Source organism: Streptomyces sp. NPDC059740, from assembly GCF_042733155.1.
Taxonomy (GTDB): Bacteria; Actinomycetota; Actinomycetes; order Streptomycetales; family Streptomycetaceae; genus Streptomyces.
Genome location: NZ_JBHWGP010000007.1, coordinates 283,809 through 295,361 on the forward strand (window position 1 = coordinate 283,809; position 11,553 = coordinate 295,361).

General features: G+C 73.2%; 10 protein-coding genes and 1 pseudogene. 2 read left to right on the forward strand and 9 right to left on the reverse strand.

The window, feature by feature from the left end:
* Nucleotides 1–109: 109 nt before the first annotated feature.
* Nucleotides 110–472 (reverse strand): hypothetical protein, encoded by a 363-nt coding sequence (locus tag ACFV3R_RS12405; protein WP_385579866.1) that lies wholly within the window; start codon nt 470–472, stop codon nt 110–112.
* 186 nt (nt 473–658) lie between these two features.
* Nucleotides 659–1,381: a MerR family transcriptional regulator gene (locus ACFV3R_RS12410; RefSeq protein ID WP_385579931.1), complete on the reverse strand. Its 723-nt coding sequence runs from the start codon at nt 1,379–1,381 to the stop codon at nt 659–661.
* Nucleotides 1,382–1,437: 56 nt separating this feature from the next.
* On the opposite strand from ACFV3R_RS12410, the gene ACFV3R_RS12415 reads away from it, so the two are divergent.
* On the forward strand, nt 1,438–1,911 hold the full coding sequence (locus ACFV3R_RS12415) for a DUF6194 family protein (protein ID WP_385579869.1): 474 nt from the start codon (nt 1,438–1,440) through the stop codon (nt 1,909–1,911).
* 130 nt (nt 1,912–2,041) lie between these two features.
* Here ACFV3R_RS12415 and ACFV3R_RS12420 read toward each other — a convergent pair whose 3' ends face one another.
* From ACFV3R_RS12420 to ACFV3R_RS12450, 7 genes and pseudogenes are all read right to left on the reverse strand, one after another.
* Nucleotides 2,042–3,082 (reverse strand): NAD(P)-dependent alcohol dehydrogenase, encoded by a 1,041-nt coding sequence (locus tag ACFV3R_RS12420; protein ID WP_385579872.1) that lies wholly within the window; start codon nt 3,080–3,082, stop codon nt 2,042–2,044.
* 112 nt (nt 3,083–3,194) lie between these two features.
* A complete protein-coding gene (locus tag ACFV3R_RS12425) occupies nt 3,195–3,974 on the reverse strand; it encodes an SDR family NAD(P)-dependent oxidoreductase (protein WP_385579875.1) in 780 nt (259 codons plus the stop codon).
* A gap of 9 nt (nt 3,975–3,983) precedes the next feature.
* The gene (locus tag ACFV3R_RS12430) at nt 3,984–4,676 is read right to left on the reverse strand and encodes a TetR/AcrR family transcriptional regulator (protein WP_385579878.1); all 693 of its coding nucleotides are present in this window, start codon (nt 4,674–4,676) and stop codon (nt 3,984–3,986) included.
* Nucleotides 4,677–5,022: 346 nt separating this feature from the next.
* Complete coding sequence (locus tag ACFV3R_RS12435; RefSeq protein ID WP_385579934.1) at nt 5,023–6,585, reverse strand: hypothetical protein; 1,563 nt, start codon at nt 6,583–6,585, stop codon at nt 5,023–5,025.
* A gap of 191 nt (nt 6,586–6,776) precedes the next feature.
* Nucleotides 6,777–7,985, reverse strand: a complete 1,209-nt coding sequence (locus ACFV3R_RS12440; RefSeq protein ID WP_385579881.1) for a sialidase family protein — start codon at nt 7,983–7,985, stop codon at nt 6,777–6,779.
* 869 nt (nt 7,986–8,854) lie between these two features.
* Nucleotides 8,855–9,078: pseudogene (locus tag ACFV3R_RS12445) on the reverse strand (LacI family DNA-binding transcriptional regulator); the annotation flags it as partial.
* 163 nt (nt 9,079–9,241) lie between these two features.
* A complete protein-coding gene (locus ACFV3R_RS12450; RefSeq protein WP_385579884.1) occupies nt 9,242–10,105 on the reverse strand; it encodes an SDR family oxidoreductase in 864 nt (287 codons plus the stop codon).
* Nucleotides 10,106–10,226: 121 nt separating this feature from the next.
* On the opposite strand from ACFV3R_RS12450, the gene ACFV3R_RS12455 reads away from it, so the two are divergent.
* Complete coding sequence (locus ACFV3R_RS12455; RefSeq protein ID WP_385579887.1) at nt 10,227–10,973, forward strand: TetR/AcrR family transcriptional regulator; 747 nt, start codon at nt 10,227–10,229, stop codon at nt 10,971–10,973.
* Nucleotides 10,974–11,553 lie beyond the last annotated feature (580 nt).

Genomic DNA, 11,553 nt, shown 5'->3' on the forward strand with positions numbered 1-11,553 from the left:
CGGTGGGCTCCGCCGGGCCGGGTGCCCTCCCGAAGGGGCGCCCGGCCCGGCGGACACCGGTACTGCGGCGGGCCGTCGCAGACGCCTCGGGCCCGCCGGCCGGCCCCGCCTACGGCACGTACAGCACGATGGAGTTGACCGGTGTGAGGTCGGTCCGCCAGCCGTTCTGCGGTGCCATGTCGTGGTGGCAGGTGCCGGTGCCGTTGTAGCCGCTGCACAGCTTGGCGTGGGCGCCGCCGTACTGGTTGTTGAGGACCCAGTGGGCCCCGTACTGGCCGCTGAGGTTGTGGGCCCCGTAGCTCCAGAAGGTCAGGCTCGGTGTGACCGCCGGGTCCTGGCCCTCGGGATAGACGCACACCGCGCCGTCCGGACAGCCGGCCCAGGCGTCCGTGGTGCCGGCCTGCGCCGTGCCCAAGGTCAGTACGGCCGCCGCCGCGGTACCGGCCGCGATCGCCGCGGTCCTGCGGAACATCGCTCGCATGGTGCTTCCCCCGTCACTTCTCCGGTCTGCCCGCCGGTCGACGGGCCGATCGGCAGTCTTGCGGAGAGGGAGAACTCCCCCCAGTACGGAATCGGTCATACCGGGGCGTTATATCGCCATCTGCGGCAGAACGAACACAGGTTCGCCGGAAGGTGGCGGCCGTACGCCCCCGATGCGCTACCCGGTTCGGGCAACCAGGAGCCGGTGGAGCGCCGCAGCTGCTTCCAGGAGAGCGAGGGAGCGAGTGGTGATGCTCGTGTCCCGCACCGCCAGGGCGGCTGCCACGTCCTGCGACCGGCGTCCGCGCGGGAGGTCCGGCATCAGGGCCCTGAGGGACTCGACGCGGTATCCGGCGCCGCGCAGTTGCTGGACGATGCGAGCGTCCCTGACCTGGGCGGGCGAGTACCGGCGGGTGGCCCGAGGCGGCACCCGGTCGGGTACCACGAGCCCTTCGGCGTCCCAGTGCCGCAGCGTGGAGGGGCGCACCCCGAGGGCGACGGCGAGTTCGGCCACGCTCATGGCGTCCGAGGCGCGGGCGTCCTCGACCGGCTCGGCACTCATCAGCTCGGCGGCCTCCCGGGCGAGCAGCAGTCCGCTGCGTTCCCGGTCGAGGCGGGCGTGCGCCGCGTCGAGAAGTGCGAGCACCTCGGAGGCCGGGGCCCGGTGGACGGCGCGGAGGATCCGCCGCGCCTCGGTGGGTCCGGTACCCGCGGCCAGGGAGCGGTAGGCCAGCGCGGAGTGCAGGTGGACCGTGCCGTACTGCCGGTAGCCGCTGGTGGTGCGCGTCGCCGGTGGCAGCACACCGGCGTGTTCGAGGTCCCGCACCTGCTGCACCGAGTATCCGGCGGTCCGCGCGACGTCGACCGTGCGCAGGGCGGACTTGAGGGTTTCCAGCAGAATCTCCTTGCTTCTCCGTCCGAAGTCTCCACAAGCACTTCGGTGAAACGCTTGACCACATGACCATCGACGAGATCATCGGCTTTGTTACCGGCTTCGAAGGGGTCCTGACCGTCCGGCCGGGGCCCGGGGACGGTTCCCCGGAGATCAGCTGGGGAGACACCTTCTTCTACCACGCACCTGACGGCGTGCTGCCCGAGCGCACCCAGCCGTTCGCGACGATCGTGACCAAGGACTACCCGGGCGACGAGGGATCGCGGCTGGATCGCCCGGAGGTCTTCCGCGTCAACATCGCCGCCGGGCGGGAGGCCTTCGTCCGCTGGACCGGGCATGCGCCGCGGGAGGCGGCCGGCGACGAGGACTTCGCCGCCCTCGACACCGTCCTCGCACACCCCGTCCACGGCGCCGCGGGGTGGCTGGCGGTGGTCTGTCCGGGGCAGCACTCCGGGGCGGCGACCCGCGAACTGCTGGCCCGCGCCCACCACCTGGCACGTGCGCGTCGGCGACGGCGTGCCGGAGCGGAAGCCGAATGACCTGGGCGGTCCGCACCCGCCTGCGTCCCCGGCCGTCGCAGGCCCGGGCGGTCGGGGACAGGGGCGCGTGCGGACCGCCGCGGCGGCGACTGCGCGGGCACGGCCTTGGTGGCCGGGCCCCGCACGTCGGTCAGCCGTGGGGCAGGATGACGGCGCGGCCCTCGATCTCGCCGGAGTGCAGCCGCTCGTAGGCGAGCGGGGCCTCGTCCAGGGAGAAGGTCTCCGTGTGGACGGCGAGCGCACCGGACCGTGCCAGGTCCAGGACCTCGGTGAGTTCGCTGCGGCTGCCCCAGTACGGAGCCGTGACCGACACCTCGAAGGGCAGGTGGCCGAAACCGACCGGCAGGGCGGCACCGCCGATGCCGACGAGGGAGACGTCGCCCTCCACCGCGACGGCGGCCGCGGCGGTGGCCACCGTGGGCGCGACGCCGACGAAGTCGAAGACGGCTTCGGCGCCGAGCCCACCGGTCAGCTCCCGGATCGCCGCCGCGGCACCCGCGTCGGACGGCACCGTCTCGTGGGCACCTACCCGGCGGGCGAGCCGCAGCTTGTCCGCGCTCACGTCCAGCGCGATCACGCGGGCCGGGCTCAGGGCCCGTAGCAGCTGGATGGCGACGTGGCCCAGCCCGCCGGCGCCGATCACCACCGCCGTCGTCCCGGGAACCAGCTTGGGCAGGGAGCGCTTGATCGCGTGGTACGGGGTCAGGCCCGCGTCCGTGAGCGGGACGGTGGCGACCGGGTCGAGCCCGTCGACGGGCACCAGATGGCGGGGCGAGTCCACCAGGAGGTACTCGGCCATCGCCCCGGGCCGGCCGAGGCCGGGCGGGCGGATGCCCAGTTCGTCGGCGCGCAGGCAGTAGTTCTCCTTGCCCTCGGCGCACTTGGCGCAGGCCCCGCAGCCCCAGGGGCCGTACACCGCGACCGGGTCGCCCTCCTTCAGGCCGGTGACACCTGCGCCGAGCGCGGCCACGGTGCCGACGCCCTCGTGTCCGAGGGTGAGGGGAAGCGGGTAGGGGAAGCCTTCGGCGGGCCAGCTCATCACCGCGATGTCCGAGTGACACACGCCGGCGGCGGTGACCTTCAGGAGCACCTGGCCCGGGCCGGGTTCGGGGTCGGGAACGGTCACCACCTCGGGGGCGGCGCCTATGGTGCGGTACTGCAGTGCCTTCATGTCCAGGACTCCTTCGTCCGCCGACGGGTGCCGAGGCCGGTGGTCCGGCCCCGTCGGGCATGGGGTGTCGCGCCCGCGACGGGCAGCAGCGGGGCCGCGGGCGCGTGGTGGTTCACAGAGCCGTGTAGGCGCCGTCGACGAGGTGGTAGCTGCCCTGCACGAAGGAGGCACGGTCGGAGAGCAGGAACGCGATCAGTTCCGCGACCTCCTCGGCGCGCCCGAGACGGCCTGCGGGGTGCAGTGCGACCAGCCCGTCGTAGGCCTCCTTCTCCATGGTCCGCAGCAGCGGCGTGTCGATGAACCCGGGGCCGACCGCGTTGACGCGGATGCCCCTGGGCGCGTACTCGGCGGCGGCGGTCTTGGTCAGGCCCACCACCCCGTGCTTGGCGGCGACGTAGGCGGGCGAACCGGCGAAGCCGACGGACCCGAGGATGGAGGCCACGTTGACGATCGCCCCTCCCCGGCCGGCGGCCTCGATGGCCGGCAGTTCCCAGCGCATCGAGTAGAAGACGCCGTCGAGGTTGGTGCGGATCACGCGGTCGTACGCCTCGATGTCGTACGCGCCGGTGGGGGCGCTCGGCCCGCCGATGCCCGCGTTGTTGACGGCCAGGTGGAGGCCGCCGAAGGTCTCCACGGCGTAGGCGACGGCCGCCTCGACGGAGTCCGGGCGCGTGACGTCGACGGCCACCGCGGCGGCCGAGAGCCCGTCCGCCCTGAGCTCGGCGGCGGCCTTCTCGGCGCCTTCCGCGTTGTGGTCGGCCATGACGACGGCGGCCCCGCCCTCGCCGAGGCGGCGGGCGGTTGCCAGACCGATGCCCGAGGCGGCGCCGGTGACCAGGGCGGTCCGGCCGGCGAACTCGGTGGGAAGGTCGGTGGCGGAAGTGGTGCTCATGGCGGGTGTTCACTCTCCGGTCGTGGGAAGGGCGGCCGCGGCTGCGGCCTCCTCGATGAGGGCGTCGTAGGCCCGCTCCACGAGGGCGGCGAGGTCTGCGGCTCCCGATGCCGGGTCGCCCTGCCGGCGCGCCCAGTTGCGAAGGGCGGCGGTGAGGGTTCCGGCGGCGGCGTCGACGACGACGGCCGGGCGGATGTCCGCCACGTCGTCGGTGCCGAGTCGGGTGGCGATGATGCGGATCGACTCCTCCTGGGCGTCGACCCGGATGCGTTCGTAGGCGGCGAACAGGGCGGGGTCGGCGTCCACCAGGGCCAGCAACCGCCGCATGCGGGGACGTACGTGCCAGGCCGGGGCGTGGGGGTCGGCCAGCCAGGCGCGGACCGCCGCGCGGTAGGCCGGCAGCGGCGGCTCCTCGGCGGGACGGGAGCGCAGCAGGGCGTTGATGCGCTCGCTGTCGCTGCGGACGAAGTCCAGCGCGGCGTCCTCCTTGCCCGTGAAGTACCTGCTGAAGGTGCGGCGGGTGACGTCGGCGCGCTCGGCGATCGCCTCCACCGTGGTCGCGGCCGGGCCGCGCTCCAGCAGCAGGTCGACGGCCGCCGCGGCCAGGGCGTTCCGCGTCCGCCGGGCCTTGCGCCGCCGGCCGTCGTCCTCGGACGGTCCGGTGGTGCCGGCGGGTGGGGTGGGGGGCTCCAGTGCCGTCATGCTCCCGACCGTACTCCGAAAATGTCCCCACGGGACATGTGTCCCGGTGAGACATGTGTCTCTCCGGGACAGGTCGGGACGGTCCGGGCGAGTCGGACTCGGCGCCGGCAGGGGCGCGCGGGCCGGTACGCCCGGCGGCCTGCGCGAACCCGCGTCGGTCTGCACGGGTCACCGGAAGCAGGAACCGGGCCCCGCGCGGCGGACAGCGGGTGGACCGGAGCCGGGGGGAGGCCGGGGTCCGAGGTGCCGGCGCGGTGACAGCGCGTCCGACGAGGCGCGACACGGAGTGCCGGCCGACCGCCGGCGGGGGCCTGCTCCCGCGCCCCGGCCGGCGGCGTCGCGTGCGTCAGGCCACCTCGAGGTGCACCTGGTGGCGGCCCCGCAGGTCGGCGGGGACGTACGGCGCACGGTGTCCGTCAAGCGTGAGCGCGCGGAGGTGACGGCCCGACCCCGACAGCGTGAGGTCCAGCGTGGACCGCCGGTACCGCAGTCCGGAGAGCGCGACCGGGCCCCAGCCCGGCGGCAGGCCCGGGGCGAACCGCAGGCCCCCGGGCTCGTGCACCATGCCGAACACACCGTGGTGGACCAGCCGCAGGTAACCGGTGGCCGACCAGGTCTGGTCCTCCTGTGAGGGCCACTGCCTGCCGTTCTGCCACCCGCCGTCCGCCGCTCCGGTCCGGGCGTTGTACAGCTCCCAGAAGTGTCCGTCCCGGCGGTACAGCCCGGCGAGTTCGGTGAGGGTGCGGTCGAGGAGGTCGAGGCGCCCGCCGACCGCCGCCGCGTGACCCCACATCCCGAGCGTCATCGGCCAGACCGTCACGTTGTGGCGCCCCGGGTGCGCGTCGTCGAACCTGGCGAAGTGCGGCCAGACGTTGACCACGCCGTACGGCTCGTGGTGGGTGCGGGCCAGCAGGAGGCGGGTCTGCCGGGCGGAAGCCACCCCACTCAGCACGGCGAAGGCCAGCCCGTTGCCCTCCTGGTAGGGCTCCAGCCGGCCCGCCTGCTCTCCGGCACCGTGCAGGAAGTAGCCGTAGACCCCGTCCTCCTCGATCCACAGCCGGGCGTTGATCGCCTTCCGCAGCGCGGCGGCATCCGTTCGCCACCGTCGCGCCGCCGCGTGGTCCCCGACGGTGTCGGCCATGGCGGCAAGCGCCAAGTACCCGGCGTGGTAGAGGCAGTTGGTGGACAGCGACATGATCTTGTCGGTGCCGGGGTGGTCGAGGACGAAGGAGGAGTCGTTCTGCGGGTCGTACGGCGGCGAGGGGTAGCCTGCGATGCCGTCCTGCATGAACGCAGGTCCTTCGAACAGGCCGTAGGCGCTGTTGAAGTGCTGGGCGCGGTTGGCGAGCAGGGTGTTGGTCGCCGCCTGGTGGGCGTCACGCAGGAAGACGCGGTCGCCGGTCACCAGGTAGTGGTGGTGGGCGGCGACAGCCCAGATGATCTGGTCCCACCACTGGTTGTCCTGCTGCACGACGAGCGTGCCGTCGCTGCGCCGTCGGCACACCGCCCACAGGGTGTTGCGGGCCGTGTCGGGGGTGAGCAGGCTCGCGGCGTTCCACGCGTTGACCGAGGCGTCCCGGGTCCACGGCTGCTCGTAACCGGCGCCCGCCCGGACGAAGGTCCCCGGTGGGTCGGCCATCAACCCGGTCTGGTCGTACTCGGCAGGGTCGTAGGGCACGGTGTTCACGTCCAGCAGGTTCTTCAGCGCTGCCGCGTAGGCGCCGTCCAGCAGCGCGCCCCGCGCACCGGAGCACCGGAGCTCGGGGCGCCCCTCCCCGCTCCCTCCGTCCGGTGTCACGGCGTTCGCGGGGGCGCCGAGCACGGCACCCGAAGCGGCCAGGCCAACTACCGCGCCTGCCCGCAGGACGCCGCGCCGGGACAGGAGGGAACGCTGTTCGGCTGAGCTCATGGACTCCTCCTGGGAAGTGCCGACAGGGCGTCGACATCGTTGTCGGTCTTCCTCGCGGAGCGCGATGCTTCCGCGGGCCGCGAGGACTGTCAATGCGTCGGGAGACGGTGGGGGCGGGACGGACGGACCGTCCCCCACCGGTGCACCTCCCGGACGGTGGCGCCGGGAGGCGACCGGGTGTGCCGCCTTGGTCAGCCGAGGGTTCCGGTGGCGAAGTAGGGCTTGCAGACGGTCCCGTCGTAGTCCGTCGCGATTTCCAGGAGGCGGCTGCCGTCGGCGGAGGGCAGCAACGCCGAGCTGTAGTTGGGGCAGTAGTCGACGGTGGCGGACTGCACGGCGACGGGTGCGGCCAGCTCCTGCCAACTCCCCGTGCCGGAAGTACTGTTGGACCACACGGTGCGCCTGCTGGCGGAGGCGACCGAGCCGTCGGCGTTGTACATGACCTGGCCGACGAGCAGCAACCTGCCCTGTGCGTTTCCCGCCTGCGGGGCCCAGGCCACGGTCGGGGCGTGCTTGAAGTACTTGCCGTCGGCGGTTTCGGGGCGGATGCCCAGCCACGCGGGATCGCCCCAGTCCCAGCCGTCCGCCGAGGTGCGGTAGTGCACGACGCAGCTGAACTGCCCGGCCGCGGCGCAGATCTCGTAGGCCATGAAGTAGGTGCCGTTCGGGAGCCTGCGGACCACCGCCATGCCGGGGCGGTCGCTGCTCAGCGCGCTCGCCACGGTGTCGTGGTGGCCGCTCCAGGTCAGGCCGTCGGTGGAACGGGCGGCGACGAGTTTCTGGCTGTGTGCGCCGTCCGTCTCGTCCGAGTAGTGGCACACCAGGTCGCCCTGCGCGTCCACGGAGAACTCCGGTTCCCACAGGCCGCGTTCGTCGGGCGAGGTGGCCACCGTCGACAGGTAGGACCAGGTTGTCCCGAGGTCGCGGCTGGCGAAGACCCGCAGGGCCATCCGCCGGTTCGTCTCGTCCTGGCCGACCGAGGCGGCCCACAGCAGGGTGCCCCCGGGCAGGCCCCCGACGGCCTGCGGGAGTTCGTAGAGCGTGGCACAGCACAGGCCCTGGCCGCCCGCGGCCTCGGGGTCCCGCACGGTGCCGGCGTGCTGGAAACTGGCACCGCCGTCGGTGCTGCGGTAGATCTCGCCGAGGCCGTTGTTCCCGTCGAAGGCGACGACCGAGGCCAGGATCTGTCCGTCGGCGGAGCCGTTGTGCTCCAGGCGCACGGCGCGCGGGTAGAGGCCGGTGCCCTCACGCAGTGGAGTACCGCTCGCCGCCCCGGCGGGCGGGACGGACAGGGCCAGGAGGCAGCCGACGAGGGTGAGCAGGGTGGCGAGCAGGGCACCGCGCCGCCCAGGGGGGCGGGACGGTGGCCGGGACGAAGGGCGCGCAGGGCAGAGGGGCATGACGGCTCCCGGAAGGCAGGGGGAGGTGCTCCAGGTTGCGAGGCACCGCCGCTGCCGGAAGGCCGGCCGGGGGCGTGCCGCGCATCGTGCGTGCCGTGCACACGACGTCGCAACGCCGCGTGATGACACGGTAGAAGCGCGTTACATCGATGTACATACTCGTGCGGGGGCCGGTTGCGGGGACACCGTCCGGCAGCGCTGCCACCACGGGTGATGCGCTCGGCCGCCGGTGCCACCGGGGCGTACCGGGTACCTGTTGCCGTTCCGGTCCGACCCGGCGGAAGCCGCCTACGGTAAGGAGTCCTTGCCATATGAGCGTCCGATGAGGTCGCGTGGTCCGGTGCCGTGCATCGCAAGGCGTCGGAGAAGCCTCGTAGCGGAGCTACCAGGGCTTTTCGGCAACGCCGCGAGGTGCGGCGCCAGACCACGCGACCCGGGCGGGCATATGGCAAGGATTCCTAAGTGGGCCCCCTCAGGCTGTCAGCCCCCTTCGCCGCACCGGCAGGAGGGCCGCAGCGTGCGCTGCGGTGACGGATACGCTGCGCGCAGCACCTGCTGCCGGCTTCGCTGGTCTGCACCCCGACCTTCCGCTCGCCGCGGACCGGGGACGACGGCTGCGTCCTCCCCGGTCCGGACGCGGACGGGTTCCCCTCTGCCGCCACTTCCGGCCCTCCGTCGCGCCACCGAGCGCGCCTCTCCGCACGCCCGGCACCGGACCCCCGTGGGTTCTCGCCGCGTTCCACCGGTCTCTGAGGCCTTTCCGCATGCGCGTCACGAGCCTCCGGGCGCAGTGTGCTGACGCCGGTTCCGCTGCCGACCTTACGAGGGCGCCGCACAAAAACCCGTGCCCAGCCGGCGTCGTCCCTGTCCCCCAGGGTCAGGGTGCGGCGGGAGACCAGCCCCTGGCCGAGATGTTCCGCCGGTATCCCAACTCCTCGATGGAACGCTGCACTTCGGCGCAGGTTGCGGCGCGCACGTGCGGGTGGTCGCTCAGAACCCGGGAGACCGTCTGGTGCGGGACACCCGCACGCTGGGCGACGTCAGCCATGGTGGGGCGCCGGCGGGGCACCACGTTGTCGGCGTTCTGCGGCATCGGGCTCCGATCTGTGCGGCGACGATGCTGACGCCGGCACAGCCTCCTCGGGCCCCGCCAACCGTCGGCACCGGGCTCCACGGAGGCGGCCCGTGCGCTACCCGTCGGCCACCGGCAGCGCTCCGGCCCACCGACGCGCACGGGGCCCCCGAGACCGCGGTGATCAGCTGCGGGACAGCTGCTCGCGCAGCACCGTGCCCAGGGAGACGGGTTCGCGGCCGATCAGCTTGGCCAGCGTCGGGTCGACGGCGGCGAACTCGCCGGCCCGACTGGCGGCGAAGATGCCCAGCAACCGGTCCGCCGTCTCGGCGGGGACACCGTCGTCCACCAGCTGCTCCCGGAACCGGTCGTCCGGTGCGACGGTCCGCGACAGGGGGCGGCCCGTCACCTCCGTGGCCACGCGGGCGATGTCCTCGAAGGTGAGCGCCTGCCCGCCGGTGAGCGGCGGCGTGGGGCCGTCGAAGCAGCCCTCGTCGGCCAGGACGGCGGCGGCGGCCTCGGCGAGGTCGGCGTGTGCGGTCCAGCTGACCGGTCCGTCCGCGGGGAGCGCGACCCGGCCGCTCTCCCACGCGTGTCCGAGGAAGTCCACCGCGCTGGTGGCGTAGAAGCCGTTGCGCAGCGAGGTGAACGGCACACCGGAGGCGTGCAGCGCCTCCTCGGTGGCGGCGTGGTCACGGCAGGCCTGGAAGTGCGACGATGCGCCGGCCCCCATCTGACTGGTGTAGACGAGGCGGCGGGCCCCTGCCGCGACCGCCCCTTCGATCGCAGTGCGGTGCTGCTCGACGCACTCCTCGCCCATGCGGTCGACGGAGACGATGAGCACCTGCGAGGCGCCCTCGAAGGCGTGGGCGAGGCTGTCGGCGTCGGTGAAGCTGCCCCGCCGTACCCGCACTCCCCGGTCGGCCAGGGCCTGCGCCTTCTGCGGGTCGCGGACGCTGACGCCGACCTGGTCCGCCGGCACGCGTGCGAGCAGCCGCTCGACGACCTGACGGCCCAGCTTCCCCGTGGCCCCGGTGACGATGATCATGATGCGCTCCAGAGTGATGGCATGCAGCCAGAACAGGTCCCAGTGGATGTTTCCACTGGAATCGCTTGAACGATATCAGCGTAACTAACAGTGGAACCACTAACGCGGTATCTTTGGATGCATGCCAGCACGTTCACGCGACACCGGTGGTGCCGACACCGCCGGCCCCCCCGCCGCCACCGCAGGCCGCGAGAAGACCCGGCAGCGGGTCATCGAGGCCGCCGTCGACCTGCTGACGCGCGGCGGGCGAGACGCAGTCACCACCCGTGCGGTCGCCGATGCGGCGGGCCTCCAGCCGCCGGCCATCTACCGGCTCTTCGGCGACAAGGACGGGCTGCTCGACGCGGTGGCCGAGCACGGCTTCGCCACGTTTCTCGCCACCAAGAAGGTCGACCCCGACCCGCAGGACCACATCGAGGACCTGCGGTCCGGCTGGGACGTCGCGGTCGAGTTCGGCCTGGCCAACCCCGCGCTGTTCACGCTGATGTACACCGAACCCACCCGGGCTCCCTCAGCCGCCTTCCGAGCCGGCATGGAGATTCTCAGGGCCCGCATCCGGCGCCTCGCCGCCGGCGGCTGGCTCCGGGTCGACGAGGAGCTCGCGGCCCAGATCATCCACGCCACCGTGCGCGGCGCCGTCCTCACCTGGCTGTCCCAGCCCGAGGACCGCCGCGCCCCGGCGCTGCTGACCACACTGCGGGAGTCGATGGTCGCCGCCGTGACCACCCGGCAACCAGCCGTCCGGGACGCGGGCCCGGCAGGTGCCGCGCGCGCCCTGGTCGCCACGCTGCCCGAGCAGACGACCCTCAGCAGCGCCGAGCAACTCCTGCTGACGGAGTGGCTGAACCGCCTCGCCGCCGACGGCTGACCACCCCGGGCCCGCCGCGCCCGGACGCGCAGGCAGCGAGGCCCACAGGCCGCACCCGGCGTGCACCGGACATGCATCGGGCAGACGGGGGCGAGCCGGTGGCGGCTCCGCCCCTCGGCCGGTACTGCGACTTTCTCCGGCCCCGTGAGGCGGGGCACAACTGTCGGCGTGACAGGCCGCATGCGGACGGCACTCGCGCGGGCCCGGTCATCTGTGACCCCCTGGCCAACGGGGCGCGGTCCGCGATCTGATGGTGCGGCTCAGGAGAGGGGCGCCCGACTCGTGGACTTCCCGGAAGGCGCGATCTCTTGGGCTGCTCCTCGGGCCTCGAAGCGAAAGAGGCGCTGCCAGGCTGGTACTTCGACCGGACGTCGGTGCAGGACCCACTGGAGGCGATTGCCAGGGAGGCAGCCGGTCTCGGACCGTGGGTCGCGGTCGGCTCCAACCACCGGCCGACCCCGCCCAACCGCCCGCACAACAGCCTGTCTGCGCCACGAGGCGCAGTGCCGTATAGCCCGCGCAGCGGGCAGAGATTGGAGGAATATCTCTGGATCTGATGGCTTACCCAAGATCCGAAAGG

Excerpts from the sequence above, each read along its gene's own strand:
- ACFV3R_RS12415 (WP_385579869.1), top strand. The coding sequence starts at position 1,438 with ATGACCATCGACGAGATCATCGGCTTTGTTACCGGCTTCGAAGGGGTC.
- ACFV3R_RS12450 (WP_385579884.1), bottom strand. The coding sequence starts at position 10,105 with ATGATCATCGTCACCGGGGCCACGGGGAAGCTGGGCCGTCAGGTCGTC.
- ACFV3R_RS12440 (WP_385579881.1), bottom strand. The coding sequence starts at position 7,985 with ATGCCCCTCTGCCCTGCGCGCCCTTCGTCCCGGCCACCGTCCCGCCCC.
- ACFV3R_RS12435 (WP_385579934.1), bottom strand. The coding sequence starts at position 6,585 with ATGAGCTCAGCCGAACAGCGTTCCCTCCTGTCCCGGCGCGGCGTCCTG.
- ACFV3R_RS12455 (WP_385579887.1), top strand. The coding sequence starts at position 10,227 with ATGCCAGCACGTTCACGCGACACCGGTGGTGCCGACACCGCCGGCCCC.
- ACFV3R_RS12420 (WP_385579872.1), bottom strand. The coding sequence starts at position 3,082 with ATGAAGGCACTGCAGTACCGCACCATAGGCGCCGCCCCCGAGGTGGTG.
- ACFV3R_RS12430 (WP_385579878.1), bottom strand. The coding sequence starts at position 4,676 with ATGACGGCACTGGAGCCCCCCACCCCACCCGCCGGCACCACCGGACCG.
- ACFV3R_RS12405 (WP_385579866.1), bottom strand. The coding sequence starts at position 472 with ATGTTCCGCAGGACCGCGGCGATCGCGGCCGGTACCGCGGCGGCGGCC.
- ACFV3R_RS12425 (WP_385579875.1), bottom strand. The coding sequence starts at position 3,974 with ATGAGCACCACTTCCGCCACCGACCTTCCCACCGAGTTCGCCGGCCGG.